At 59.2% G+C, this 26278-nt stretch carries 23 protein-coding genes; 19 read left to right on the forward strand and 4 right to left on the reverse strand.

Features of this window, described 5'->3' with window-relative positions:
- Positions 1–356: 356 nt before the first annotated feature.
- A complete protein-coding gene (locus M2368_RS08145) occupies positions 357–818 on the reverse strand; it encodes a GNAT family N-acetyltransferase (protein WP_105657260.1) in 462 nt (153 codons plus the stop codon).
- Positions 819–887: 69 nt separating this feature from the next.
- Positions 888–1508, reverse strand: a complete 621-nt coding sequence (locus tag M2368_RS08150) for a TetR/AcrR family transcriptional regulator (protein WP_105657261.1) — start codon at positions 1506–1508, stop codon at positions 888–890.
- 237 nt (positions 1509–1745) lie between these two features.
- Between M2368_RS08150 and M2368_RS08155 the strand changes: the two genes are divergently transcribed.
- From M2368_RS08155 to M2368_RS08225, 15 genes are all read left to right on the forward strand, one after another.
- Positions 1746–2900, forward strand: coding sequence for an acyl-CoA dehydrogenase family protein (locus tag M2368_RS08155; RefSeq protein WP_105657262.1), 1155 nt, complete (start codon positions 1746–1748; stop codon positions 2898–2900).
- Positions 2901–2976: 76 nt separating this feature from the next.
- On the forward strand, positions 2977–4200 hold the full coding sequence (gene dxr, locus M2368_RS08160) for a 1-deoxy-D-xylulose-5-phosphate reductoisomerase (protein WP_105661821.1): 1224 nt from the start codon (positions 2977–2979) through the stop codon (positions 4198–4200).
- Positions 4197–5546, forward strand: a complete 1350-nt coding sequence (locus tag M2368_RS08165; protein ID WP_498724331.1) for a M50 family metallopeptidase — start codon at positions 4197–4199, stop codon at positions 5544–5546. Before dxr ends, M2368_RS08165 begins: the two co-directional genes overlap by 4 nt.
- A gap of 23 nt (positions 5547–5569) precedes the next feature.
- On the forward strand, positions 5570–5869 hold the full coding sequence (locus M2368_RS08170) for a YciI family protein (RefSeq protein WP_105657265.1): 300 nt from the start codon (positions 5570–5572) through the stop codon (positions 5867–5869).
- Positions 5870–5983: 114 nt separating this feature from the next.
- Positions 5984–6406 carry an alternative ribosome rescue aminoacyl-tRNA hydrolase ArfB gene (gene arfB / locus M2368_RS08175; RefSeq protein WP_105661823.1) on the forward strand — a complete coding sequence of 141 codons (423 nt, stop codon included), beginning with the start codon at positions 5984–5986 and terminating at the stop codon, positions 6404–6406.
- Positions 6407–6527: 121 nt separating this feature from the next.
- A complete protein-coding gene (locus M2368_RS08180; protein WP_105657266.1) occupies positions 6528–7082 on the forward strand; it encodes an NAD(P)H-dependent oxidoreductase in 555 nt (184 codons plus the stop codon).
- 139 nt (positions 7083–7221) lie between these two features.
- Positions 7222–8388 carry a flavodoxin-dependent (E)-4-hydroxy-3-methylbut-2-enyl-diphosphate synthase gene (gene ispG, locus M2368_RS08185; protein ID WP_105657267.1) on the forward strand — a complete coding sequence of 389 codons (1167 nt, stop codon included), beginning with the start codon at positions 7222–7224 and terminating at the stop codon, positions 8386–8388.
- Positions 8389–8554: 166 nt separating this feature from the next.
- Complete coding sequence (locus M2368_RS08190; protein ID WP_332486592.1) at positions 8555–9238, forward strand: GNAT family N-acetyltransferase; 684 nt, start codon at positions 8555–8557, stop codon at positions 9236–9238.
- 516 nt (positions 9239–9754) lie between these two features.
- Positions 9755–10549, forward strand: coding sequence for a hypothetical protein (locus M2368_RS08195; RefSeq protein WP_332486590.1), 795 nt, complete (start codon positions 9755–9757; stop codon positions 10547–10549).
- Positions 10550–10600: 51 nt separating this feature from the next.
- A complete protein-coding gene (locus M2368_RS08200; RefSeq protein WP_332486588.1) occupies positions 10601–11341 on the forward strand; it encodes a hypothetical protein in 741 nt (246 codons plus the stop codon).
- 369 nt (positions 11342–11710) lie between these two features.
- Positions 11711–12451, forward strand: coding sequence for a hypothetical protein (locus tag M2368_RS08205; protein ID WP_105657272.1), 741 nt, complete (start codon positions 11711–11713; stop codon positions 12449–12451).
- Positions 12452–12563: 112 nt separating this feature from the next.
- On the forward strand, positions 12564–13733 hold the full coding sequence (locus M2368_RS08210) for a helix-turn-helix domain-containing protein (RefSeq protein ID WP_498724332.1): 1170 nt from the start codon (positions 12564–12566) through the stop codon (positions 13731–13733).
- Positions 13734–13857: 124 nt separating this feature from the next.
- The gene (locus M2368_RS08215; RefSeq protein ID WP_133832998.1) at positions 13858–15648 is read left to right on the forward strand and encodes an NAD(P)/FAD-dependent oxidoreductase; all 1791 of its coding nucleotides are present in this window, start codon (positions 13858–13860) and stop codon (positions 15646–15648) included.
- Positions 15649–16253: 605 nt separating this feature from the next.
- On the forward strand, positions 16254–18041 hold the full coding sequence (locus M2368_RS08220; RefSeq protein WP_105661828.1) for a proline--tRNA ligase: 1788 nt from the start codon (positions 16254–16256) through the stop codon (positions 18039–18041).
- Positions 18042–18078: 37 nt separating this feature from the next.
- Positions 18079–18891 (forward strand): TSUP family transporter, encoded by an 813-nt coding sequence (locus tag M2368_RS08225; RefSeq protein ID WP_181148826.1) that lies wholly within the window; start codon positions 18079–18081, stop codon positions 18889–18891.
- Positions 18892–18896: 5 nt separating this feature from the next.
- On the opposite strand, the gene M2368_RS08230 is transcribed toward M2368_RS08225, so the two are convergent.
- Entirely contained in the window at positions 18897–19328 is a 432-nt protein-coding gene (locus M2368_RS08230; protein WP_133832996.1) for a hypothetical protein, read from the reverse strand.
- A 465-nt stretch (positions 19329–19793) separates the two neighbouring features.
- A complete protein-coding gene (locus M2368_RS08235; protein WP_105661829.1) occupies positions 19794–20867 on the reverse strand; it encodes a hypothetical protein in 1074 nt (357 codons plus the stop codon).
- 175 nt (positions 20868–21042) lie between these two features.
- Here M2368_RS08235 and rimP point away from each other — a divergent pair, with 175 nt between their 5' ends.
- From rimP to infB, 4 genes are all read left to right on the forward strand, one after another.
- Positions 21043–21609 (forward strand): ribosome maturation factor RimP, encoded by a 567-nt coding sequence (gene rimP, locus M2368_RS08240; RefSeq protein WP_105657278.1) that lies wholly within the window; start codon positions 21043–21045, stop codon positions 21607–21609.
- A gap of 2 nt (positions 21610–21611) precedes the next feature.
- Positions 21612–22595, forward strand: coding sequence for a transcription termination factor NusA (gene nusA, locus M2368_RS08245; RefSeq protein ID WP_105661830.1), 984 nt, complete (start codon positions 21612–21614; stop codon positions 22593–22595).
- Between the two features lie 141 nt (positions 22596–22736).
- Positions 22737–23057, forward strand: a complete 321-nt coding sequence (locus tag M2368_RS08250; RefSeq protein ID WP_105657280.1) for a YlxR family protein — start codon at positions 22737–22739, stop codon at positions 23055–23057.
- Between the two features lie 176 nt (positions 23058–23233).
- A complete protein-coding gene (infB, locus tag M2368_RS08255) occupies positions 23234–26200 on the forward strand; it encodes a translation initiation factor IF-2 (protein ID WP_105661831.1) in 2967 nt (988 codons plus the stop codon).
- Positions 26201–26278 lie beyond the last annotated feature (78 nt).

The following is a 26278-nucleotide window of genomic DNA, read 5'->3' on the forward strand; positions in this document are numbered from 1 at the left end:
GGCGAAAGCCGATTCTCCGGATCCGGCCTCGGTCCGGGAAAGCGATACAAGTACTTGCGGGCCTACGAGCAGGTGCTGGGCGGCGGAACTTGGACCAGCTGAACGAGAGGGAATGCCTCGGGCTCAACACTCATCGCTGCAGGAATCACAGGATGACCCGCACTGGCGTTCTTGCACGGATCGTGCAGCAGAAAACCAGCTCGGACGGAACCCGCAGACGCCTGCCTGGGGCTTTGCGCCGGGCGCGGGACGATGCTGATCCAGGAAAGGACCAAGGGAACCTCGGCGGTAGAGGCCCGTTAATAGGCAAAAGCTGGCTCTCTGCCGAGAGCCAGCTTTTGCCTATCTTTTGGAATCTAGTCCAGCTGCATGACGTTTTCGGTAACGACCTCTGCGCGGGCGTTGGAGAAGATCTGCTCGGTGCCAACGGTCTTGAACCCTCGGCGTTCCAGGACCTTGATGGAACCTAGATTGTCCTGGACCACATGCGCGGTCAATGGGCGCTTGGTGTATTCGGCGAGGAAGGTGTCTACCGCGCTGGTGGTCAGTCCCTTGCCCCAGTACTTGGTCGAAGTCCAGAAATTGATCTCTGGTACTTCGCCGTCGAAGACCAGAATGGATCCAACGACTTCGCCCTCATGCTCGATGGTGCGAACCAGAACATTCGGATCGTTCAGAATCGAGTTCCAGTGGTGGTCGAATACCGCGCGGTCGGCTGGGTTACGCGCTTGATAAGCGGCCATGAGGTTCGCCTCGGGTTCTTGCTGATGAGCGAAGAATGCGTCCAAGTCGGAAGGGCGGACTTCTCGTAGCTGCACGATAAAGGCCTTTCAATCGTGTGGGTCAGCGTGCCGGTATTGGCACACCAGTGAACAATGGCTTGAAACCTACACTACCGGGGAAGTGAGTGCGGCGAGTGCCATGTTGGACAATAACGGCTTCAGGCCGGACTTTTTAGTCCTCGGCGAGTGGGCGGAATGAGCAGTCGAGTTCAGCAAGCCGAAGACGGCGTGCGCGCGGAATCTGTGCGACTGCTTGCTTCCGGTGGGATGCAATTTGGCCAGTTCCGTAGTCCAAAGCCCGATATAGGAGTTCTGGAGTTTGCGGACTAATGCCAGTTCGGCCTTCGGGAGCGATTTCAAATCACGGTCCTGGACCTGCAAAATGTCCGGGCGGGACAGCGAGAAGTCAGTGTGGAAATCAACCAGACGCGAAAGCACCTCCAGGGGAGTGCCGCCGGCTTCCGTGGCCGTGCAGCCCCCGGCATAGATATCTTTGGACATATCTACTAGCAGAGCGATAAGCACTGCCTGCTTGCCGGCGAAATGCCGGTACACGGCCGGACCGGATATGCCGCAGGCAGCGCCCAGATCCTCCAGCGAAACACCCGCGTAGCCATTCAAGGCAAACAGTCGAGTGGCTTCGCGCAAGAGTGCTTCTCGTCGTTCAGCTTTGGCGCGCTCACGCTCTGTTGGTTCATTGAGCGACTGGTATTTGCTCGCCAACACAATCAACTCCTTACGTTTGCCAAGCCTCGGTCTGGACAAGTGTGACCGCTGCCACTAATGTCAAAAATGTAGCTGTTTACCCACCCGTAGGCAGCAACCAGTTAATAAATATTAACCATACGCGTCGCGGCGTGTGCTTCCAAGAAACTCACGCACCTGGCGCAGAACATGACCGCCACCGGTTTATGCACATCCCGCAGCCGATGCCGGTTCGTCCCTCAACGAAGAGAGAGCCTGATGATTGATCTCGAACTCGACGACCAGTATCAAGACCTGGTCGACATGGTCCGCGAATTCGCCCAGGAAGTCGTAGCCCCGCAGAGCGCGCAGAACGATGCCAACCATGCGTTCCCCTATGACATCGTCAAGCAAATGGGGCAGATGGGTCTCTTCGGGCTGCCAGTCTCCGAAGAATACGGCGGTTCCGGCGGCGACTACTTCCACCTCGCGCTGGCGCTCGAAGAACTGGGCAAGGTAGACCAGTCGGTAGCCATCACTCTCGAAGCCGGCGTCTCCCTGGGCGCGATGCCGATCTACCGCTTTGGCAGCGAGGGCCAGAAGCAGAAGTGGCTGCCAGCCCTGGCCGCCGGCGAACGCTTGGCCGGTTTTGGCCTGACCGAACCCGGTGCAGGCTCCGACGCCTCAGCTTCCTTGACCAAAGCGAAACTGGAAAATGGCGAATGGGTTATCGATGGCGCCAAAGAATTCATAACCAACTCCGGTACCGACATCACTTCCCTCGTCACGGCCACCGCTGTCACCGGTGTCGACGAAGCAACCGGCAAGAAGGAAATCTCGGCAATCATCGTGCCGACGGGAACCGAAGGATTCACCGCGGAGAAGGCCTACGACAAGGTGGGTTGGCGTGCCAGTGACACCCATCCGCTGAGCTTCAGCAGCGTGCGAGTTCCGGAGGAGAACCTGCTTGGCGAGCGCGGACGCGGATACGCCTACTTCTTGGAAATTCTCGATGAGGGACGTATCGCCATCGCGGCGTTGGCCACCGGAGCCGCCCAGGGTTGCCTCGACGAGGCGGTGAAGTATGCCAAGACCCGGACTTCCTTCGGTCAGGCCATCGGCCAGTACCAAGGCATCTCCTTCATGATCGCTCGCATGGCTTCGCGCGCCCACACGGCCCGTCTGGCCTACTACGCGGCGGCGGCGAAGATGCTCGCCGGCAAGGACTTCAAGATCGAAGCCGCGCATGCCAAGCTGATTGCCAGCGAAGCGGCGATGGATAACGCCCGTGATGCTACCCAGATCTTTGGCGGCTACGGATTCATGAATGAATCATTGGTTGCACGGCACTACCGCGATTCGAAGATCCTGGAAATCGGCGAAGGAACCACGCAGGTCCAGCAGATGCTCATTGCCCGCAGCTTAGGTCTCTGATTCTTGCCAGAGGGGGCGCTGCATCCTGATTTTGGGGTGTGGCGCTCTTTGGGCGCTCACAGTAAAACGAACCATAATGGGTAGGGTGAGCTCCCAAAAAACTTTCATTCCAGCCGGACATCCCCGTCGCGTCAGCCTGATCGGTTCCACCGGTTCCATCGGCACGCAGGGACTGGACGTCATCGAAAACGCATCCGGACAATTCTCCGTGGCAGCGCTGTCCGGTGGGTACAACCTTGAATTACTGGCTCGCCAGGCAATTAAGCACCGCCCTGCGCTCGTTGGCAGCGCCGTGGAATCCAAGGAGGAGCTTGCCGCGGCCATTAAGCGAGCCGCAGAAGATGCATCGGTAACCGGATACACTCCCGAGCTGGTGGCCGGCGCGCATGCGGCAACCGAGGTTGCCGCTTTCGCCGAGGCCGACGTGGTGCTCAATGGCATCACCGGTGCCATTGGCCTAGCCCCGACCATTGCTGCCTTGGAAGCCGGCCACCTGCTGGCACTGGCCAATAAGGAATCCCTGATCATCGGAGGCCAGGTAGTCAAGCGGATCGCGGCACCAGGCCAGATCTCGCCCGTTGATTCCGAGCACTCCGCCCTCGCCCAGGCCCTGCGCTCCGGCGCGCCCGAGGAAGTGGCCAAGCTGCTGGTGACTGCCTCTGGCGGTCCATTCTTCGGCTACAGCCATGAGCAGCTGCGTGATGTCACCCCCGCCCAGGCGCTGGCTCATCCAACCTGGGACATGGGGCGCATGGTCACCACCAACTCGGCCACCATGGTCAACAAGGCTTTGGAAGTCATCGAAGCCCACCTGCTGTTCGACGTGCCACTGGAAAAGATCGAGCCTGTGGTGCATCGCCAGTCAATCATTCACTCGATGGTGGAGTTCATCGACGGTTCGGTGATCGCCCAGGCATCGCCGCCGGATATGCGCCTGCCGATCGCTTTGGGCATTAATTGGCCGCATCGGGTTGCCGGTGCCGCGAAGGCTTGCGATTTCTCCACCGCAGCAAGCTGGACCTTCGAACCACTGGATGAGGAGGTCTTCAGCGCTGTAAAGCTTGCCAAGCAGGCCGCAGCGTCGTCGGGAACGCATATGGCTGTCTATAACGCCGCCAACGAAATTGCAGTGGATGCCTTCCATGATGGAAAGATCCGCTTCACCGACATCGTTGAGACCGTGGAACGGGCCTTGGACGAGTACACCCCGATGAGCGCAGCGCTATCGGTCGAAACAGTGCTGGAAACAGACCGCTGGGCCCGCGCCCATGCAACGAAGATCATCGAGGCCAAAGCATGAGTGCATTGCTGTTCATCGGCGGCGTCCTATTCATGGTGGTAGCCGTCGGGCTGTCCATTGCGCTGCATGAAATCGGGCACCTGGTACCCGCGAAACTGTTCAAGCTGCGCGTTCCGCAGTACATGATCGGTTTCGGCAAAACGCTGGTTTCCTTCAAGCGTGGCGAAACGCAATACGGCATCAAGGCCCTGCCCCTGGGCGGCTACATCTCGATGGTGGGCATGTACCCGCCACGCGACCAGGTCGTCTCGGATGCTTCCGGGAAGAAGCCGAATCTCTTCCAGAAGGTCTTCGGACAGATGGTGGATGACGCACGCTCGCAGGCCAACGAGAACGTGCTGCCCAGCGATGAAGGCCGGCTGTTCTACCAGCTGCCGATCTACAAGCGCGTCATCATCATGCTCGGTGGCCCAATCATGAACCTGGTCATCGGGTTCGTGGTGATCGGCATCGTGCTGACCAGCTTCGGCCAGGCTACGCCAACCACCACAGTCTCCGAGGTGTACCAGTGCATTGCCAGCGCACAGAACGCAGAGCAGGCCGAATGCACCGACAAGGATGTCCCAGCGCCGGCTTACGAGGCAGGCCTCCTGCCAGGGGACACGATCACCGCCGTAAACGGCACCGCTGTTGCGGAAGCTGAATGGAATAAGCTCACCGATGTCATCCGCGATCATCCAGGAGAAGCCATCACCCTGGACTATGCCCGCGACGGGCAGATTCGCACCACCGAGCTGACTCCGTACCTGACCGAACGCCCGGCGACCGACGAAAATGGCTACGTGCTGCTCGATGAGCAGGGCGAATACATCATGACCAAGGTCGGTTTCGTCGGGATGGGCTCCTTGCAGCGGGACCTGACCCAGCCGCTGAGCGCGGTTCCCGGCGTGATCGGGGATCAGTTGCTGAGAATTGGCGATGTCATCCTGCACCTGCCCCAGCGCATGGTGGATGTCGCCCAAGCTGCTTTTGGCAGCGAGGAACGCGACCCGAATGGGCCGGTGTCCATCGTGGGCGTTGGGCGCATTGCCGGAGAGATCAGCGCGGAGGATTCCATCTCGGTAGCTGACAAATTCGCAACCTTGCTGTCATTGGTGGGCGGTTTGAACTTGGCCCTGTTCGCCTTCAACCTGATCCCGCTGCTGCCGCTGGATGGCGGCCACGTGGTGGGCGCGCTGTATGAGGGGCTGAAGCGCACAGTTGCCAGGATCTTCAGGATCAAGAAGGTACGGCCTGTGGACACGGTCAAGCTTTTGCCGCTGACTTATGTCGTGGTGGTAGCGATGCTGGTCATGGGCGGGCTCTTAATATATGCGGATATCTTCAAGCCGATACAGCTGTTCTAAGCAGGGAGAAATATGCTGTAGGCATGACTGTTTTTGCTGTTGAATACGCGTACGCCGAGAACTCCACCGAGCTGCGCAATGAACACCGTCCAGCACACCGCCAGTACCTTTGCGGCTTCCTCGGCGAAGGTGCGGTACGCCTTCTTGCTTCGGGGCCGACCCCGGTCAACGACGGCGCGCTGTTGATCTTCGCGGCAGAATCGCAAGCTGCGCTGGACGAAGTGCTTTCCAATGATCCTTTCCAGAAGGTTGGCGGAATCGGCGCGGCCACCGTCACCGAATGGAACCCGGTAATTGGCCTGCTGGAGGATTTCGCGTCCTAGACGATAGGTACCTTGCACCAGCCTCCGCTGTTCTTTTCCGAGAACAGCGGAGGCTGCCTGCATTAAACAGCTCGGATGGCGCAGACTGGTAGGGGAGAGGAAGTGGAAAACATCATGGATGTGCAGATCACGTCAACGCTGGCGATCCCTGCAGCCGAGCTGAACTGGCATTTCTCCCGTTCCTCGGGCCCCGGCGGGCAGCATGTGAATACCTCGGACTCACGGGTGGAACTCACCTGGGTAATTGGCGCTTCGCGGGCCTTGTCCGACTGGCAGCGTCAGCGCTTGCTGGCGAAGCTCGGACCTCGCTTGGTGGCCGGGGCCATCGTCGTGACTGCTTCCGAAGAGCGATCGCAATGGCGCAACCGCCAGCTCGCCCAAGAGAAGTTGGGGCGCATCGTGGAAAAAGCGCTGGCGCCGGATGCACCGGCACGCAAGGCAACGAAACCTACCCGCGGTTCTCACCGGCGCAGGCTGAGTGCCAAAGCTACTCGCTCAGCCACCAAGCAACTTCGCCGCAAACCAGGGATGGACTGATCCCAGCGATCAGCTACTGTGCTTCATGTCACTTTGCTGCACGGAATGGTTGGGGTGGGGAAACGGTTGAAAGTAGGTGAAGCGTCAGCTTTCTATTATTTTGCCTTTAGGAGAACACCCTATGACCACCAAGGTCCTCACCCTCGTCGGTTCCCTGCGCAACGGTTCGACCAACCAGCAGCTGGCCGAAGCCACTTCGCACAACGCACCTGAAGGCATGGAAGTTTCCGTGTTCAGCGGCTTGGAGAACATTCCTTTCTACAACGAGGACCACGACGTGGAAGGTGGCGTTCCTGCCGCCGCCCAGGCCCTGCGCGACGCAGCCGGTGACGCCGATGCGCTGATGCTGGTCACTCCTGAGTACAACGGCACCATGCCAGCTGTCCTGAAGAACGCCATTGACTGGCTGTCCCGCCCCTTCGGTGCCGGTGCGCTCAAGGACATGCCAACCGTGGTCGTTGGCACCGCTTTCGGACAGTACGGTGGCGTCTGGGCGCAGGACGAAGCGCGCAAGGCACTGAACATCGCCGGCGCCAACGTGCTGGAAAACGTCAAGCTGGCTATCCCTAACTCGGTAGTACGCTTCGCTGAACTGCACCCGAAGGATGACGCTGAAGTTGTCGAGCAGGTCTCTGGCGTGCTGAGCAGCATCAAGGAAATCGCCGAAGCCAACTAGGTTTTCACGATCCCCGGAAGCTCAATAGTGCAAGAAAGGCCACGGTAACCGTGGCCTTTCTCGCATGAGTACCCGCTCACCGCGATACGGTGACATACTTGGACTAGAGAAATACCCACAATCTATTCGGAGGCGTCCATTGACTTCGGTCAGCCTAGGCATGCCGGCAGGCCCACCGCCGGTACTCGCACCACGTCGCAAGACTCGCCAGTTCCAGGTTGGATCCGTAGGTGTCGGCTCCGACTCGCCGATTTCGGTTCAGTCGATGACTACCACCAAGACCCACGACATCAACGCCACCTTGCAGCAGATTGCCGAGCTGACCGCTGCCGGCTGCGACATCGTGCGTGTGGCCTGCCCAACGGATAAGGATGCGGAAGCGCTGAAGATCATTGCGATGAAGTCGCAGATCCCGGTGATCGCCGATATCCACTTCCAGCCAAAGTACGTCTACGCTGCCATCGAAGCAGGCTGTGGCGCGGTGCGCGTGAACCCCGGCAATATCCGCCAGTTCGATGACCAGGTCAAGGAAATCGCGCAGGCCGCCAAGGACCACGGCACCTCCATTCGCATCGGCGTCAATGCTGGCTCGCTGGATCGCCGCTTGCTGCAGAAGTACGGCAAGGCCACCCCTGAAGCGCTGGTTGAATCAGCTGTTTGGGAAGCTTCCCTGTTTGAAGAGCATGGATTCCATGACTTCAAGATCTCGGTAAAGCACAACGACCCTGTGATCATGGTCCGTGCCTACGAGATGCTGGCCGAACGCGGGGACTGGCCACTGCACCTGGGCGTGACCGAAGCCGGTCCAGCATTCCAGGGCACCATCAAGTCCGCCACCGCTTTCGGTGCACTGCTCTCCAAGGGCATTGGCGACACCATTCGCGTATCGCTGTCCGCTCCACCGGTAGAAGAGGTGAAGGTCGGCAACCAGATTCTGGAATCGCTGAACCTGCGCCCCCGCAAGCTGGACATCGTTTCTTGCCCGTCCTGCGGTCGTGCCCAGGTGGATGTTTACACCTTGGCCGAGCAGGTTACCGCTGGGCTCGAAGGCATGAAGGCTCCATTGCGCGTGGCAGTAATGGGCTGCGTTGTCAACGGACCGGGCGAAGCCCGCGACGCTGACCTCGGCGTTGCCTCCGGCAATGGCAAGGGGCAGATCTTCGTTAAGGGCGAAGTCATCAAGACCGTCCCGGAAGATCAAATTGTTGAGACTTTGATTGAAGAAGCCAACCGTTTGGCAGCAGAAATGGGACTGGACAATGACGAGAATCCTTCCTCGGGTTCTCCCATGGTCTCCGTCAGCTAGAACTAGCCGCCGGAGCGTCGAGGGAGAGCCGCGCATCTTGGGCCGTCGTGATACGACAGCCCTCATTGAGCTGCTCGATCGCGACCCCGTCGCCAATATATTCACCCGTTCGCAGGTGAGCATCCACCGGTCAGCAGTCCCAGACGGGTTTGCGCACATCGTTGGCTTGGACGGCAGCGAAGGTCTTGAATCGGCATGCTGGGTGGGCGCTAATATGGCGCCCACCGCCATGCCGGAGTCCGATGCCCAGAAGTACGCCATGCATGCCATCGATTCCCGACAGCGATTCGCCTCGGTATTCGGACCGGCAGAAACAGTTCTGGCCATGCATGACGTCTTGCGGGATGGTCCGCAAGAAATTTTTGATGTCCGGGAAAATCAGCCATTAATGGCCATCACCCAAATCCCGGAGGGAATTCGCCGCAACCGGATTCGGCCGGCTCAGGTTCAGGAATTCGACCTAGTCCTGCCTGCCAGCGCTGCCATGTTCGAAGAAGAACTTGGATATTCGCCGTTGGAAAACGGGGGAAGCTTCTACCGCAACCGTGTACGCCAGTTAATTCGTGAGGGGCACACGCTCATGGACTGCGACCAGCGCGGCAACGTGATTTTCAAGGCTGATTTAGGTACCGTCACCGACGAAGTAGTGCAAATCCAAGGTGTTTGGGTGAACCCGATGTATCGCGGCCAAGGCTTGGCTGCCGGCTACATGGCCTCCACGGTGGACTACGCGATGCAGTTCGCTCCTGTAGTGAGCCTGTACGTCAACGACTACAACACCGCTGCAATCAAGACTTATCAGCGCATCGGCTTTGAACAGGTCGGCACCTTCGCAACGATCCTGTTCTGAACAGCAGTGGCACGGGCAACGTGGAAATCAACCGGTTCTGCTCTTGAGCCACCTGCAGCTACTTCGCCAGAAACAATTCCGCCTTACCGCGGATCTGGCTGGCTGCAAAGAATCCCGCAGGTGAAGGCGAAAACGAAGTTGATTGCGGATCCCGGTTCATCGTCAGTTGTGCAACGTTCTCATGACTAATACGGCGCTATAACGGGCCATTCGGTATTCACGGTAGTCAGTGCTCCAGCTGCGCGGCCAATGAAGCCCGAGCATCGACAAATAAAGTCGCATGAACGACTGTTGCTGGAAGTTGAGCTTATCGCCGCGACCCACTTAGCCGCTATGAGTCCCCATTACCTGCTTTTCCTTTGTATCGCTGGCGAAGCTCGAGTGGCGGGAAACCTGTTTAGCATCCTTTGAGGACTTTCGCTTAGCTGCGGCAAACATCCATTTCTCCGGTTAATGGAGAGCAATCCATTCGCTTAATGACCCGGCAAGGGAAACGGGACCCAGGTGCTATGCAACTTGGGCTATTTCTTCTTCCGCTCAACGCGGGAGCAACAATGCCCATCGAATGATCATCAGTCTTCTAGACTCGAAAGTGTAAAAGTGATGGTGATGGGAAAATTTGTGGTTCAAGCCATTGGTACTAAAGCGTATTTGGGTGCTGCTACGTGCGCAGCAGTACTCCTCATTGGTGGGTGCAGTTCGCCAGAAGTCGAAACCGGTGCCTCGACGGTCGCCCCAGTCCAGCTCGACGACGGACAGCTGGAAAATCTGCTTGAGGATTTCGCCAAAGACGAAGAAAACTCCCAAGTCATCAACGACAAACAGCTACGCAAGAGCATTCCGCAAGCACAGGAGTGGATAGAGAACGTCCAAGTGAATCCCAGTAAATGCGGAGTTACCTTTGCTGAGCCGGTCGCAGATCAATTGCAGAGCGCCACGATGGGCGCCATCGAATTCGAGGACAGCTACCTAACTGTTGCAATCTACAAAGACCCTGAAGTTTTGCAAGCGCAATGGGTTGCCAAAACTGAGGCCAATGCTGATTGCTCGCGTTACACAGTCAAATTAGGCAATGAGACTCGCGCTTACCACATTGCAAAGCAGCCTATTGATTCTGCTGCAGGATTGGCCGACGGGTATGTAATTACCAGCAGTGATGGGTCGTCCACCAAACAGCAGCTCATCATTCGCTCCGCTAATTCGAACGTCCTGCTCGGCATTCAGCGTTCCACTTCTGCCGCGAACACCGCGAACGAAGTTGAAGAAGCATCCGGGATCCTCCAAGAACTCATGAACCGACTTACCCAGTAGTTCATTTCAAGACGCCATCGGTCTTCCGGTGGCAATTACGGAAAGCTATAGATGACTAAGCGTTTAGCCCTCTGGGCATTGCCATTGGCCACGACCATGATGCTGGCTGGATGTTCTTCGAATTCCGCGACAGAACCAGCGGAAACGGCTGTTTCGACGGCCCCGGCGGAAAGCAAGAAGACTTCTGCCTCGGGTGATGTGCTCAGTGCGGAGCAGGTAGAGTCCATTGCTTCCAAGCTTTTGGAAGGCGACAACGCAGTCCAGATAGTTGGCAATGAGCAGATGCAGAAGCAACTGGAAGTTGCCAAGAACGCTGAAACTCCCAGCGGAATCAAGCCGGAAAAGTGTGCCGAGATGAATGCCAAGTATTCAGTTACCGACTTGACGGCATCGGTATCCGCAACGGCGACCAGTTCCTCCGAATCCGTCGGCAAAGTCGTGCAGGTCTTCTCGTTGACCGACGAGGCCACCCGCAAGAACGTATCGGAGGCATTGACGCTGGATGATCTGGAGGGATGTGAAAAGGCCACTGTTGAGCTGGGCGGCGAGGAAATCGAAACTCAACGCCAGATCCTGCCGCTGGACGTCGAAGCGGATCAATCGTTGACCATGTCCACCCAGATGGATGCGGGTGGCGGACAGCTACTGACCTCGGTCGTTGTGCAGGCTCTGCAAGATGGCAATTTCGTGCTGGTTACCCTGCAGACCGGTTCGCAGCAACCAGCTGAACTGGCCGCACAGGCAGTGGAGCTGGCAGATCGGGCGTTCGCCGAAATCGAGGCGGCTCAGTAGCCGAACGGGCGGGGTATCCGTTTTATGGACTCTCCAACATCAGTTGGCCTTGCACCGAGGAGTGCAGAGCTCGTGGTTTAGCAGCCAACATGCCTTTTCCTCGAAGCAGCGTACCTCCGAGTCATACTAGCCCCCTTGGCAGATGAACGATAAATCAACTGCTGGGACCTTGTTTCTGTGCGGTGCCTGCCGATTTCTCTTTGACTGGTGCTTTTCCTGGCAACGGGTGGCAAGCGACCAACCCTTGACCATTCAAGTGAACTTTGGACTCTATTCCATTCGCTGCAACACTCTCTCATAGTCCTTTTATTTCCAACATATTGTGAAATACTGTGGATGGCTTATCATCACCAACGTGAGGAAATCACCATGAAGAAGCGTTCACTCTGGGTGCTGCCTGTAGCAGTTGCCCTTGCCTTGACCGGTTGCAGCTCGAATTCAGGGACCGAGGGCGCTGCTGGCTCTTCGGAGGCCCCTCAGGAGCAGGAAAGCGCGGGGGTGCCAGCGCTGACTGCTGAGCAAGCCGCTGCAGTTGCCAAAACCTTGGGTGGAGACGGACCGAATGTGCAGGTTCTGGATAGCGATGCACTTAGCGGCTCATTGGAAAGCGCCAAGGGCCTGATCGATCAGATGGAGATCGAACCTGCGAAGTGCGCCGAGTTCGTCTCGCAGCAGGGGACCCAGGACCTGGACGGCGTCAACATGGCCGCAGCGATCGTCGTTGGCGAAACAGGCGAGAGCAACAGCTACTCCGTCGCTGGCTACGAGGATACTGCCAAGCTGGATGCAATCAAGGACATGGTAGATGCCAAGGACCTGCAGGGCTGCGAGGACTTCTCGATGAGTGTTGCGGGCCAGAAAGTTTCTGCCTCGGCCAAGATCCTGGATGCTGAATCCGATGCGGACAAGACCATCGTAACCCACACTGCCATGACCATGAATGGCGAAGAGGTCCCAGGCGGTTCTTACCAGATTCAGGGCGTAGTAGGTGAAAATGTTGTGGCCGTTTCCCGCACCCAAACTGGCGAACAAGCTGATGGCGAGGCTGTGAAAGCACTCGTTGAGGAACTGAACAAGGCAGTTGAAGAGGTTAAGGCCACGGCCAAGTAGGCCTCCTTCAGCCGTTGAAGGCTCTTCTGGTTCCAAGGGAATCAGAAGAGCCTTCACTTCTTTGCGCGGCAAATGCTTCCCAATGATGCGCGAGTCATGGCATTCTCAATGGATGACCCTGGAACACGGTGCGCCACGCAAATCCATCGAGGCTGCCTTGACTGCGGGCGAGGATCCGACGCGCAAAGCCCGAAGCTTGAAGTCCCTGCATCAGCTCTGGGCCGAAGGTGCGTGCATCCCTGAAGTGGTTCGGCCAGTGGTGGCGCGTTCATGGTCCAGGGCCGGCAAGCTTGGAGCAGATATCGTTCCCTTGGATACGTCTGAAATACGCGAGCGCAGGCAGGCCAACGAAGAACTCAACGGACTGGTCGAGCTCTTCAAGGAGCGTTTGCTCTCCTTGGCCACCCAGGCGGGAAACCAGCTGGTCATCTCCGACGGACAAGGATTCGTGCTCTGGGTGCTCGGGCCCTCTGCGGTACGCCGCCGAAGTGACGGCATCGGATTTGTCGCCGGTGCACGCTGGCGCGAAAGCGACGTGGGCACTAATGGGATCGGCGCGGCAATGGCTGAGCGTGCCCCGGTGCAGATTTTCGGCCCGGAGCATGCCCGGGAGGAACAGCACAACTGGGTCTGCACATCGGCGCCGGTCATGAATCCTGCCACCTCGGCGCTGATTGGCACGATCACGCTGGCAGGCTCGTTCCGCACGGCGCATCCGCACTCCTTGGCTCTGGTCTCATCCGTGGCCCGAGAAGCAGAATTATTCCTGCAAACCGAGCATGAATTGAAAATGCAGACGCTCCAGCTTTCCACCCAACTGCCCGAAGGCGAGTACGTCCTAGTTGACGTGCAAGGCTCCATAGCCGCCGCCCAAGGCTACAGTGTTGGATCCAAGCTCAATTTGCCGATGTCCATGGAAGAAGGGCGGAACTGGATTTCCGGGCTGGGATCAATTGATGCGCGGCGGACACAGGGAGGCTGGCTGCTGCAAAGGGCAGAAGGCCAGGTGAGCCTCCAGCTGTACGCAGGAGCTTCACTGCAGGCTATTGTCCATTCGCCCGGTGGGGCGACGCGCATCAACTTGAGCGCGAAGCATTGGCAGATCCTTGAGCTGCTGGCGGCGAACCCTCACGGAGCGAGCTCAGGGCAGTTGGCGAGCCTGTGGCCTGTGGATACGCCTAACGTCACCATCCGCGCCGAAATATCCCGCTTGCGCTCCAAGCTGCGTGGCCTGATCGCCTCACGTCCCTACCGGATCGTGGTCCCGGTGAGCAGCCACTAGCAATCCCGGAGCAGCTGCAACCTATTGCAACGCTTTTCTTTTGTGACGCAGATCATATTCTTTCATTAGTCGCGGAGGGCCCGAATGGCCATCCATTGAATCCCGATGAAGAGATGAGACGCAAATGACTGACAATGATTGCTTGTTGCAAGCCCGGAGCTGGTTCCATTCCTTGCAGATAGCGTTGGAAGCGGGTGACGCGCCAGCAGCTGTGCAGCTATTTTCGGAGGAGTGCTACTGGCGGGATCTGGCCTCGATGACATGGAACCTTCACACCAGCGAGGGCCGTGACGGGATCGAGAAGATGCTGCTTGGCGTTGAACGAGGCGCGTGGCCGCGGAACATCGAAGTCACCAGCGCACAAGAGGCTGACGGCGTCATTGAAGCCTGGTACACGTTCGAGAACGACGCATTCAACGGGCTTGGATTACTCCGCTTGCGCGATGGGAAGGCCTGGACCCTGCTGAGCACCGCGCAGGGCCTGCGCAAATTCCCCGAACCTGCTGGTCCGCGCCGCGAACTGGGCGCCGAGCACGGCGTAGCGATGAGCAAGGAAAACTGGCTTGATCGACGTACCGCGCAGCAGCAGTCCCTGGGGATCACCGACCAGCCCTACACGCTGATTGTCGGCGGCGGCCAAGGCGGCATAGGCTTGGCCGCTCGGCTCAAGCGCATGGGTGTTCCTGCCCTGGTCATCGATAGGCATCCGCGTCCCGGTGACCAATGGCGTTCGCGCTACCATTCCTTGGCGCTGCACGATCCGGTCTGGTATGACCATATGCCCTACATTGATTTCCCCGACCACTGGCCGGTGTTCACGCCCAAGGACAAGATGGGGGATTGGCTGGAAAGCTACACCAAGCTCATGGAGCTGGACTATTGGTCACTGACTGAAGCGACCAGCGCCCGGCAGGATCCGGAAGGAGAGGGGTGGATCGTCGAGGTAGAACGCGACGGAGTACCGTTGACCCTGCGTCCCATCCAGCTGGTGCTGGCCACCGGCATGTCCGGTATTCCGAACATTCCCCAGTACCCGGGAGCCGAGATCTTCAAAGGCGAGCAGAACCATTCCTCCAAGCATCCAGGCGGCGAACGGTACGCGGGCAAGAACGTCGTGGTTATCGGCGCCAACAACTCCGCACACGATATCTGCGCGGATCTGGTGCAAAACGGGGCCAAGCCGACTATGGTCCAACGTTCCAGCACGCATATCGTGCGCTCCGAATCGCTGATGAAGCATGTGCTGGGCGGACTGTACTCGGAAGAAGCCCTCGCTGCCGGCATAGACCACAACAAGGCAGACCTGATCTTCGCCTCCATCCCGTACAAAGTCCTCCCGGAATTCCATAAGCCGGTCTTCGAGAAAATCCAGCAGGAAGACGCGCACTTCTACAAGTCGCTGGCGGATGCGGGATTCGAGCTGGACTTCGGCGACGACGGTTCAGGGCTGTTCCTCAAGTACCTGCGCCGCGGCTCGGGGTACTACATCAACATCGGTGCCAGCGAGCTGGTGGCCGACGGATCGATTGCTTTGGCCCATGGCGAGGTATCGCACTTGACCGAAGAATCGGTGGTGCTGGCCGATGGCACTCGGCTGCCGGCGGACGCGGTGGTCTACGCCACCGGTTACGGCTCGATGAACGGATGGGCGGCGAAGCTCATCTCCCAGGAAGTCGCGGATGAAGTCGGAAAATGCTGGGGCCTGGGGTCGGGGACCGCTAAGGATCCGGGTCCATGGCAGGGGGAACTGCGCAATATGTGGAAGCCCACCAAGGTCAAGAACCTCTGGTTCCACGGAGGCAACCTGCACCAGTCCAGGCATTATTCGAAGTATCTGGGCTTGCAGCTCAAGGCACGGTACGAGGGCATCGGAACTCCGGTGTATGCGCTCGCCGAAACCTATCATCAATCCTGATAACACCGTTTCCCTGCCCGTGAATCGGTTTCCCGGACCCGGAGCAAGCGCTGTATGGCGCTTCCTCCGGGTCACCCGCGCGTCTGCCACGTGGCGGTTTTCGGGCCTTATCCGGACGTTTCGTTGAACTGCAACGGCCTGGAAATCGCACAACGAATTGAACGGAAAGCCGGATGAACCATGACTCCCACGCTCCTGGCACCTGCGCAGTTTATGAATCGGCGCAGACCGCGGATGCCGCAACAACGCCGGTGCACCGGCCTGCGCGCCGCAGCCGACCCAGCTGCACCATGCTTCCGCGTAAGCCTCGCCATGGGTGCTGGCAAGTACAAATCGGCGGGGAACTGGCACCCGACTGGGATGTCCTTTGCTGGCAGCGACTCAACGAAACAGAACCCTGCAGCGCCCACCATCTATCCAGAGGCCCGCATCCGGCCCCGGGCACGCAACACGATTCCGCGCAAGCCCTTGAATTTATTGGGAAGTGGCCGAAAGCTGTAGCATTGATTAAGGCCAATTTTGCGGCCAAAACCCATTTGATTTTGCATAGCTAGTCGGCATCCGAAAATATTTCTGAAGTCGACGGACGGAAAAGGACACCCCGAGTGGTTTTGAAGCTTTCCACTACCTTCTTGCGCACCTTGCGTGAAGATCCGGTTGACGCCGAAGTCGCCAGCCACAAGTTGTTGGTACGCGCCGGTTACATCCGTCGTGCGGCCCCGGGCATCTACACCTGGTTGCCGTTGGGTTTGAAGGTCCTTGCGCGCGTTGAAGCTATTGTTCGCGAGGAAATGAACGCTATCGGCGGCCAGGAAGTCCACTTCCCAGCGCTGCTGCCACGTGACCCTTACGAACAGACCGGCCGTTGGACCGAATACGGCGAAGGCCTGTTCCGTCTCAAGGACCGCAAAGATGCAGACTACCTCTTGGCACCGACCCATGAGGAAATGTTCACGCTGCTGGTGAAGGATCTGTACAACTCGTACAAGGATCTTCCGGTCTACCTGTACCAGATCCAGAACAAGTACCGCGACGAAGCACGTCCACGCGCGGGCCTGCTGCGTGGCCGCGAATTCATCATGAAGGATTCGTACTCCTTCAACATCGATGATGAAGGCCTGGACGAAGCCTACATGGCTCACCGCGGCGCCTACCTGAAGATCTTCGAGCGCCTGGGTCTGGAAGTTATTCCGGTCTTCGCGCAGGCTGGTGCCATGGGCGGCTCCAAGTCCGAGGAATTCCTGCATCCAACAGCTATTGGCGAGGATACCTTCGTCCGTTCGGCCGGCGGTTACGCAGCCAACGTGGAAGCTGTCACCACCGTAGTGCCAGCGTCCATCGATTACGCCAACGCACCTGCGTTCGAAGTTGTCGATACCCCGGATACCCCGACCATCGAGACGCTGGTTGCCGCGGCCAACGAGCTGCGCCCACGCGAGTCCGGTGCTTGGGAAGCCAAGGACACCCTGAAAAACGTTGTCCTGGCGGTCACCGATCCAGAAGGCAACCGCCAGTTGGTAGTCATCGGTGTTCCAGGCGACCGCCAGGTGGACCTGAAGCGTGTCGAAGCTACCGTGGGTGCCCCGCTGGGCATCATCGGCGAGGTCCAGGTTGAAGCCGCTAGCGGTGAAGACTTGGCCAAGCACCCGGAATTGATTGCCGGCTACATCGGCCCAGGCAACGGCCTGGATCAGGCTGTTCTGGGTACCGAAGGCACCAGCGGCATCACCTACCTGGTTGATCCTCGCGTAGTATCCGGTACCTCGTGGATCACCGGCGCCAACGAAAAGGGCAAGCACGTTTTCGGCTTGGTGGCCGAGCGCGACTTCGGCTTTGACGGCACCATCGAGTCGGTCAACGTGCTAGAGGGCGACCCGGCACCGGACGGCTCGGGCCCATTGCGCACCGAACGCGGTATCGAAATGGGTCATATCTTCCAGCTTGGCCGCAAGTACGCTGAGGCTCTGGATCTGCGGGTCCTGGACCAGAACGGCAAGCTGAAGGTTGTCACCATGGGCTCCTACGGCATTGGCGTCACCCGTGCGGTAGCAGCACTGGCCGAGGCTTACCATGACGAAAACGGTCTGGCATGGCCAAAGCAGGTTGCTCCAGCCGACGTCCACATGGTCGTTACCGGCAAGGGCCCAGAACTGCTTGAGGCTGCTGAGAAGTTGGCCTCAGAACTAGAATCGGCCGGTTTGGAAGTTATCTTGGATGACCGTCCAAAGGTGTCCGCGGGCGTGAAGTTCTCGGATGCAGAACTGATCGGCATTCCAACCATCGTTGTTGTGGGCCGTGGACTTGCTGAGGGCGTAGTTGAGGTCAAGGATCGTGCCACCGGCGAACGCCGCGATGTCAAGGTCGAGGACGTTGTCGCTGAGCTGAGCGCCTAAAAGGCTGTAGCCAATAACTCAATAGGGGAGTAGCGCGGTGCAAGAGTTCTTGGAATTGCTGTCCGTCAACGGTGAACCCGTCTCCTTCTGGCCCCTGGTGTTGCTGCTTCTTGCAGCTTTGGGCGCTGGATGGATTGACGCGGTAGTTGGCGGTGGCGGCCTGATTCAATTGCCCGCGCTGCTTCTTTTCCCCGGCATCACCCCGGTGCAGGCGCTGGCCACGAATAAGCTGGGCTCAATCTTCGGAACGGCTACCAGCGCGGTGACGTACTACCGGCGCACCAGCCCGGATTTGAAGACCGCTATTCCGATGGCATTGACTGCCATGCTCGGTGCCTTCGGCGGAGCTGCGCTGGCCACAATTCTTCCCTCTGGAGCCATTCAGCCCATCATTATCGCAGCGCTCATTGCGGTGCTGCTGTTCACGATCCTGAAGCCCAAAGCCGGGGAGCTGTCGCGCCTGCGCTACGCCGGGCATGGGCATTATCTTCGAGCCATCCTGATTGGGCTGCTGATTGGCGGCTACGACGGGATGATCGGTCCCGGGACTGGATCGTTCTTGATCATCGCCATGGTGACAGTGCTGGGCTACAACTTCTTGCAGTCCTCCGCCAAGGCGAAGATCGTTAACCTTTGCACCAACGCAGGTGCTCTGCTGCTCTTCATCCCCACGGGGCACGTCCTAGTCGCATTAGGCCTGGCCATGGGCGTGATGAATATGCTTGGCGGTTATCTCGGGGCGCGCATGGCGATCTCAAAGGGCAGCGCCTTTATTCGCATTGTTTTCGTGATCGTCGTTTCGGCACTGATTATCAAGCTCGGCTCGGACCTGATCCTCGCCGGCAAGTGAGAGCTTTAGCGGCCGCTAGCCGCTGATGTGTCGATTGGCGGGTATCCGGCGTAGTGCTGGACATGCTGGGGTTCAATGGCATGGACCATGGAACTGGTCGCCATTTGCGCGATCCTGAAAGTCAAGAAGCTGGAACCCATTGCAGTTTTGTAGAGTTGGGAAACCGTAGTGTGGCTTTCCAGGGGATCTACAACCTGCAACGCTGTGCAACCGATGGATACATACAGGAACCACAAATCGTTGTTCGCCGGATCGAGAGTAGCGATCAGCGCTGGCGGCTGATGCGCGGCCACGAGCGACATGACGTCGTTGACTGTTTCCTCAGGTTGCGCAATGACAATAGGCATGCCCTGGACCCAACCATGTGAACTGAGTTGCGCCCGACCTTGCCTTGAACCGATCACTTCGCTGACCAGTTCTGCTGTCTTCGAACGCATGAATTGACCTGACATTACCCAACCTCCAATTGACGACCTAGCCACAAGTTGTTAGTTCCCCAATAAGTGGAAGAAAGCGGAGAATTCCGCTCCGTGTTATTGGAGCCAAATTCCGTATCTCAAGCACTTGTTATTCACGATAGCCCCTTTCGGCGCGAATATCGAGAGCCAGTGAATAGGAACGAGATTCATATATCTTTGGAGTCATTCCATGGCGGAGGAAATGGTGGTCGTTGATAAATTGGTTTCGAGTAATACCGCGCAAAACCCGCATGCCATATGCGGGTTATATCTTATAGTGCGGATGGAAATCACGGATCATCCGTGAATTTTAGTGCGCCTCGCGCTGTTTTGGCTCTACCCGAACCCGTGCTCTATTTCGACTCAGGGCAATTAGCAGTCGTGATTATTTCGTGATAATTCAACGAAACGTGAAATACGGCTGAATTCTAGCTGAATCCAAAACTATTTGCCGACTTCGCCAGTCTCCAAGATGCGGTATTCCTCATTCGATCCCTGCTGGCCATTGAGAGTCTGGAAAGCGACGGCGGAAATTTTTGCGCCGGCTGCACCATCGCTAACGCCCGCTGCTACGACCAATGCATCAGCAAAATCCCCTTCGGCTTCCGCGGATAGGGCAGCCAGGTCTTCGAGGCCGCCTTCGGGTAGCGCATAGGCGGGTTCACGCAGGTCTGCGCACTGTTCGTCAACGGTCGCACGCAGGCCGCGAAGCTGGCGTCCCAGCTCGCTGCGTCGAGCTTCGACGGCTTCCTTGGCGCTGTCGGCACCACGTGCAGCCGTGAGCTGCAGAAGGAAATCTAGTGCATAGCCGCGGTCCAGGGCCCGGGCGACGGCCGTTGGTTCGATGTTCTGCGCTTCGGTGATTTCCTTCACGGGGTCCAGCAGCTCCTCATTAGGCAGGCAGGCTACTGGCTGGTCTTTCTGCTCTTCTTCACCCGAGACTGCACTCAGTGGCAAGGCCAAGTCCACATCACGCTCTTCTCCCAAAGATGCAACAGCGCTGCGGGCGTCCAGGTTGATCTGGAAAGCAATCTGGGCCAGCTTCGAATCCCTGGACAGCGATGGTTCTGCAAAGGCAGGCATCGCTGACGATGCGTCGGCGACATTCGTGGCAAGCGCAACCAGCGCGTCGGGGGAGAAGGTTTGCGGCAATGCCGCAGGCTCTTGGTCGTCGAAGCGCAATTCACCGAGCACCGCTGACCCCTGCGACAAGGAAGTCGCCAATGCGGATAGCCTCGAAGCGTTATCCTCGGGTGCCAGCTGGGCCAAGGCATGGGCCTGAGATGCCAGGTCTGCCAGCTTTGCCCCGTATTCCCACATCATGCGGGCATCGGCGCTGGCCTCATTGACCTGTTCGGGCAGGCCCCGCTCCACCAGGGCGCCTCGGAAGATGGTGCTGCCAATGCCCCACGTCACGGCAAGGGCAACTGCACCAGCCAGTACCGGAGCAATCCAGCCTGGAGCGCGGCGTACTTGCCTGTCGGTGCGACGGGCGGAATGGGGCGATTTTTCAGTCATAGCGTTTCGATCATGCCATGATCAATGCAGGTAAAGAGGGCAATAGCGGTGTCGAGCGCCACGATGGATAGAAAATGGGCGTGAGTTCCTTCACCTGTGCCCGTTTAGATGTTCTCAATGAGCGGAACGCAATATAGGCTTAACGGACAACATCGAATAGCGTGGGAGGATATCCATGACCGGAATGCCGGCCGATACCGAACAGGAAGCGCAGCGTCTGACTGCATTGCTCTCCAAGGAAGTAGAATCCCACGGGCTTCTCCTGGAGGAAGTCGCCTTGCGTCCCTCCGGCAAGCAGATGATCGTGCAGATCATCGTCGACAAGGCCGACGGTCACGAAACGCTGACTCTCGATGAACTTGGTGAAGTTACCACCACCATCTCCAACGCTCTGGACAAGGACGCCGTCTACGCATCGTCGGCTCCTTACGAACTCGAAGTCAGTTCCCCAGGACTCTCCCGCCCATTGACTGCCCAGCGCCACTGGATCCGCGCCCTCAACCGCATGGTCAAGATTTCGCTGGCCGACGGCACGAAGCTTCGCGGGCGCCTGCTTGAGGTCAACGACGGCGACGTGTTGATTGCTGAGCACCGCGAGCCGGCCAAGAAGGGCATGAAGGTCAAGGTGCTCGATCCTGCGGCCTATGCCTTTGAAAATATCCGTAAAGCTGTTGTCGATCCAGAGCTGAACTTCGATGACGCACTATTTGACACTGCCGATACTGAAGATTTGGAGGGCTAAGCGTGGATATCGATCTGAATGCGCTGCGCATCCTGGAAAAAGACCGCGACATCCCAATGGATGTTTTGATTCCGACCATCGAGTCGGCACTGCTGCTGGCTTACAACAAGACCGAAGGCGCCATGCCTGGCGCCCGCGCGCACATTGAGCGCAGCAACGGCCATGTGGCGATCCTGGTAGAGGACCGCGACAACGCCGGCGTGCTGCTGGGCGAATTCGACGACACCCCGCACGGTTTCGGCCGCATCGCCGCCTCCACCGCCCGCCAGGTAATCATGCAGCGCCTGCGTGAAGCTGAAGATGCGCAGGTTGTCGGCGAGTTCGCAGCCCGCGTTGGCACCCTGATCTCCGGCGTCATCCAGCAGGGCTACTCCTCGCATATGGTGCAGGTCAAGATCGGTGATCTGGAAGCGCTGCTGCCACCAGTTGAGCAGTCCCCAGGCGAGAAGTACCAGCACGGAAACCGCCTGCGCGCCTACGTTGTTTCCGCTGAGCGCGGCAACAAGGGCCCAGCCGTTACCCTGTCCCGTTCCCACCCGAACCTGGTTCGCCTGCTGTTCGAAATGGAAGTTCCAGAAATCGCTGACGGCACCGTCACGGTCGAGGCACTGGCTCGTGAAGCTGGCCACCGTACCAAGATTGCTGTGCGCGCAACCAAGGCCGGTGTCAACGCCAAGGGCGCTTGCATCGGTGAAATGGGAACCCGCGTGCGCGCCGTGATGAACGAACTGAACGACGAGAAGATCGACATCGTTGACTACAACGAGGATCCAGCGAAGTTCATCGCCGCGGCCCTGTCTCCATCGAAGGTCGTCTCGGTAGAGATCCTGGACGAAGCCGAACGCCGTGCTCGCGTGGTTGTTCCCGACTCCCAGCTCTCGCTGGCAATCGGCAAGGAAGGCCAGAACGCTCGCCTTGCTGCCAAGTTGACCGGCTGGCGCATTGACATCCTGGCTGCCTCGGGCGGCAAGGAACCGCAGCTCTAAGCAGCTGCGGGAAATAATTCCAGTTCAGCGTGTTGGAAGCCTAGCTGCGTGTGAGCCACAACTCATGCGTGCTATGGCGTCCAAACGCGCTAGACTAGTAGATGGCTCGTAATAACTAGGGAAGGTGGCGACGGCGCTCGCATGAAGCTGCATCAGCAACGCACGTGCATTGGCTGTCGAACCGTAACCAGTAAAAATGAGCTGCTCCGTTGGGTCCTGAAAGACGGTACACCGCTGCATGCGGTGAGTTTGGATCAACAGGGTTCCGCTTCCGGGCGGGGCACTTGGACCCACGGGACCGAAAAGTGTGTGCAGCAAGCGGTGCAGCGCCGGGCGTTCGCGCGGGCCTTCAGGTCTGCGGTAGACGATTCGCAGGTGCTGCAGGAATTCACTGCATACGAAGATCAGCTGGCAAGCAACCAGCTATCTGGCAAACATGATGAAAGCGGGTCAGAAATCTGATGGCAACCCGATGAGTCGGCAATGCTGAGCGCACAACGATGAACAATCAGTTCTGCGTGATCCACCGTGCGACGGAAGAATTTCACGAATTACACAGCTGATCTGCCAGACCGCTGATCTAAAGATTTATCTTTTGATACCGGGGTTTGAGCAGATCACATCGACACAGGAGAGATGTGGCTAAACCCCGCGTTCACGAGCTCGCTAAAGAGCTCGGAATCACTTCAAAAGAAGCACTAACCAAGTTGCAGGACATGGGCGAATTCGTTCGCTCGGCATCCTCGACCGTTGAACCGCCAGTAGCGCGCAAGCTGCGCGACGCATTCCCAGGTTCCAACGGTGCCGCTAAGCCAGCAGCTGCTGCCAAGCCAGCCGCCGCCAAGCCAGCGACCCCTGGAGCACCGAAGTCGGCTTCCAAGCCGGCTGCTACCCCAGGTGCCTCGGCCCCGAAGCCAGGCGTTAAGCCAGCTGCGGCAGCTCCGGCTCCTGCAGCCCCAGCCGCACCTGCGGCGCCTGCAGCTCCGGTCGCGAAGGCAACCCCTGGCGCTCCATTGCCAGGTGCAGCCCCGGCACCGAAGCCAGGTGCCAAGCCAGCTCCGAAGCCAGGCGCTCCACGCCCAGGCAACAGCCCGTTCTCTTCCCAGCAGGGTATGCGCGGCGCTGAGTCCGGCGAACGCCGTGGTGGCGGCAACCGCGAAGGCGGTCGTGCCCCACGTCCAGGCGCACCTCGTCCGGGCGGTCCACGCCCAGGCAACAACCCGTTCTCCTCGCAGCAGGGTATGCGCGGCGAAGGCGGCCAGGGCGGTCCTCGCCCACCACGCGACGGCCAGCGCGGTCCACGCCCAGCAGGTGCCGGCGGTCCACGTCCGGCTCGTGACGGCCAGGGCGGTCCACGTCCGGCACGTGACGGCCAGCGCGGTCCACGTCCAGCAGGTGCCGGCGGTCCACGCCCAGCAGGCCAGGGCGCTCCACGCCCAGCCGGCGCAGGTGGCCCACGCCCAGCAGGTGCCGGCGGTCCACGCCCAGGTGCTGGCGCAGGTACCACTGCAACCCCGCGCATGATGCCTAACCGCACCGATCGTCCAGCGCCAGCAGGCGGCGGACGTCCAGGTGCAGGTGCCGGCGGCCGCGGTCGCCCAGGTGGCGGCAGCGGTGGCGGCAGCGGTACCGGTGGCGGCTTCCGCCCAGGTGCACCACGCGGTCGCGGTGGCGTTGGCGGTGCTTTCGGCAAGGGAGGCGCCGGTCGCGGCAAGCAGCGCAAGTCCAAGCGCGCAAAGCGCCAGGAATTGGAGCAGATGAGTGCTCCGTCATTGGGCGGCGTGAATGTTCCACGCGGCAACGGCGACACCGAGATCCGTCTGCGCCGCGGCGCGTCGATCACCGACTTCGCTGACAAGATTGGCGCGAACCCAGCAGCACTGGTGACCGTACTGTTCCACCTCGGTGAAATGGCTACCGCCACCCAGTCGCTGGATGAGGCAACCTTCGAGGTGCTCGGCGAAGAGCTGGGCTACAAGGTGCTTGTCGTCTCCCCTGAGGACGAAGACAAGGAACTGCTCGAAGGCTTCGGCCTGGACCTGGATGCCGAACTTGAGGCTGAAGGCGAAGACGTGCTTGAAGAGCGCGCCCCAGTCATCACCATCATGGGCCACGTCGACCACGGTAAGACCCGACTGCTGGATGCTATCCGCAAGTCGAACGTTATCGAGGGCGAGCATGGCGGCATCACCCAGCACATCGGTGCGTACCAGATCAACCACATCCATGAGGGCCGCGATCGCGCAATGACCTTCATCGATACCCCGGGCCACGAGGCGTTCACCGCCATGCGTGCCCGTGGTGCCGAGGTCACTGACGTGGCCGTGCTGGTTGTCGCCGCGGATGACGGCGTCATGCCGCAGACCGTGGAAGCACTGAACCACGCACAGGCTGCCCGCGTGCCGATCATCGTCGCTGTGAACAAGATCGATAAGGAAGGCGCCAACCCTGACAAGGTCATGGGCCAGCTGACCGAATACGGTTTGGTTCCAGAAGAATACGGTGGCGACACCATGTTCGTGAAGGTTTCGGCACTGCAGAAGCAGGGCATCGACGAGCTGCTGGACGCTGTCCTGCTGACCTCGGACGTGCTTGAGCTCAAGGCCAACCCGGACAAGTCCGCTCGTGGCGTGGCCATTGAAGCGAACCTGGATAAGGGCCGCGGTTCGGTTGTTACCGTCCTGGTCCAGTCCGGTACCCTCTGCGTTGGCGACACCATGGTGGTGGGCACCGCCCACGGCCGCGTGCGTGCAATGTTCAACGAGAACGGCGAAAACCTCGACGTGGCACTGCCATCGCGTCCGGTACAGGTCCTGGGCATGTCCTCGGTCCCGCGTGCTGGCGACGGCTTCCTGATCACCGAAGACGAGCGCACCGCCCGCCAGATCGCTGACAAGCGCGAAACCGCAGAGCGCAACGCAATGCTGGCCAAGCGCCGCAAGCGCATCACCTTGGAAGACTTCGACAAGGCTGTTGCCGATGGCAAGATCGATACCCTGAACCTGATCCTCAAGGGTGACGCTTCCGGTGCTGTTGAAGCACTGGAAGACTCGCTGATGAAGATCGAGGTCGGCGACGATGTGCAGCTGCGCGTGATCCACCGCGGTGTCGGTGCGATCACCCAGAACGACGTCAACTTGGCAACCGTGGACAACGCCATCATCATTGGCTTCAACGTCCGCCCAGCCGAGCGCGTGGCAGAACTGGCCGACAAGGAGGGCGTCGACATGCGCTTCTACTCGGTCATCTACTCCGCTATCGACGACATCGAGAATGCGCTCAAGGGCATGCTCAAGCCGGAGTTCGAAGAAGTGGCCCTCGGCACCGCCGAGATCCGCATGGTCTTCCGCTCCTCGAAGTTCGGCAACATTGCCGGTTCGATCATCCGCTCGGGCACCATCAAGCGCAACACCAAGGCTCGCCTGGTACGCGACGGCAACGTCGTGGGCGACAACCTGAACATCGATTCGCTGCGCCGCGAAAAGGACGATGTCACCGAGGTCCGCGAGGGCTTCGAATGCGGTATCGGTCTGGGGTCGTTCAACGACATCAAGGAAGGCGACATCATCGAGACCTTCGAGATGCGCGAAAAGCCACGCGACTAATTGCCGACAAGCAATTAGCAGTGTGACTCACTGATTCGTGGGCGTTTGACCGATAAGCTTTGGTCAAGCGCCCACGAG

The sequence above is a fragment of the Arthrobacter sp. JUb119 genome (genome assembly GCF_024807995.1).
Lineage (GTDB): Bacteria > Actinomycetota > Actinomycetes > Actinomycetales > Micrococcaceae > Glutamicibacter.

What these genes read in the sequence shown, in the direction of transcription:
- M2368_RS08155 (WP_105657262.1), top strand. Translation starts at nt 1,746, where the DNA reads ATGATTGATCTCGAACTCGACGACCAGTATCAAGACCTGGTCGACATG.
- dxr (WP_105661821.1), top strand. Translation starts at nt 2,977, where the DNA reads ATGGGTAGGGTGAGCTCCCAAAAAACTTTCATTCCAGCCGGACATCCC.
- M2368_RS08165 (WP_498724331.1), top strand. Translation starts at nt 4,197, where the DNA reads ATGAGTGCATTGCTGTTCATCGGCGGCGTCCTATTCATGGTGGTAGCC.
- M2368_RS08170 (WP_105657265.1), top strand. Translation starts at nt 5,570, where the DNA reads ATGACTGTTTTTGCTGTTGAATACGCGTACGCCGAGAACTCCACCGAG.
- arfB (WP_105661823.1), top strand. Translation starts at nt 5,984, where the DNA reads ATGGATGTGCAGATCACGTCAACGCTGGCGATCCCTGCAGCCGAGCTG.
- M2368_RS08180 (WP_105657266.1), top strand. Translation starts at nt 6,528, where the DNA reads ATGACCACCAAGGTCCTCACCCTCGTCGGTTCCCTGCGCAACGGTTCG.
- M2368_RS08200 (WP_332486588.1), top strand. Translation starts at nt 10,601, where the DNA reads ATGACTAAGCGTTTAGCCCTCTGGGCATTGCCATTGGCCACGACCATG.
- M2368_RS08205 (WP_105657272.1), top strand. Translation starts at nt 11,711, where the DNA reads ATGAAGAAGCGTTCACTCTGGGTGCTGCCTGTAGCAGTTGCCCTTGCC.
- M2368_RS08210 (WP_498724332.1), top strand. Translation starts at nt 12,564, where the DNA reads ATGACCCTGGAACACGGTGCGCCACGCAAATCCATCGAGGCTGCCTTG.
- M2368_RS08215 (WP_133832998.1), top strand. Translation starts at nt 13,858, where the DNA reads ATGACTGACAATGATTGCTTGTTGCAAGCCCGGAGCTGGTTCCATTCC.
- M2368_RS08230 (WP_133832996.1), bottom strand. Translation starts at nt 19,328, where the DNA reads ATGCGTTCGAAGACAGCAGAACTGGTCAGCGAAGTGATCGGTTCAAGG.
- M2368_RS08235 (WP_105661829.1), bottom strand. Translation starts at nt 20,867, where the DNA reads ATGACTGAAAAATCGCCCCATTCCGCCCGTCGCACCGACAGGCAAGTA.
- rimP (WP_105657278.1), top strand. Translation starts at nt 21,043, where the DNA reads ATGACCGGAATGCCGGCCGATACCGAACAGGAAGCGCAGCGTCTGACT.
- M2368_RS08250 (WP_105657280.1), top strand. Translation starts at nt 22,737, where the DNA reads ATGAAGCTGCATCAGCAACGCACGTGCATTGGCTGTCGAACCGTAACC.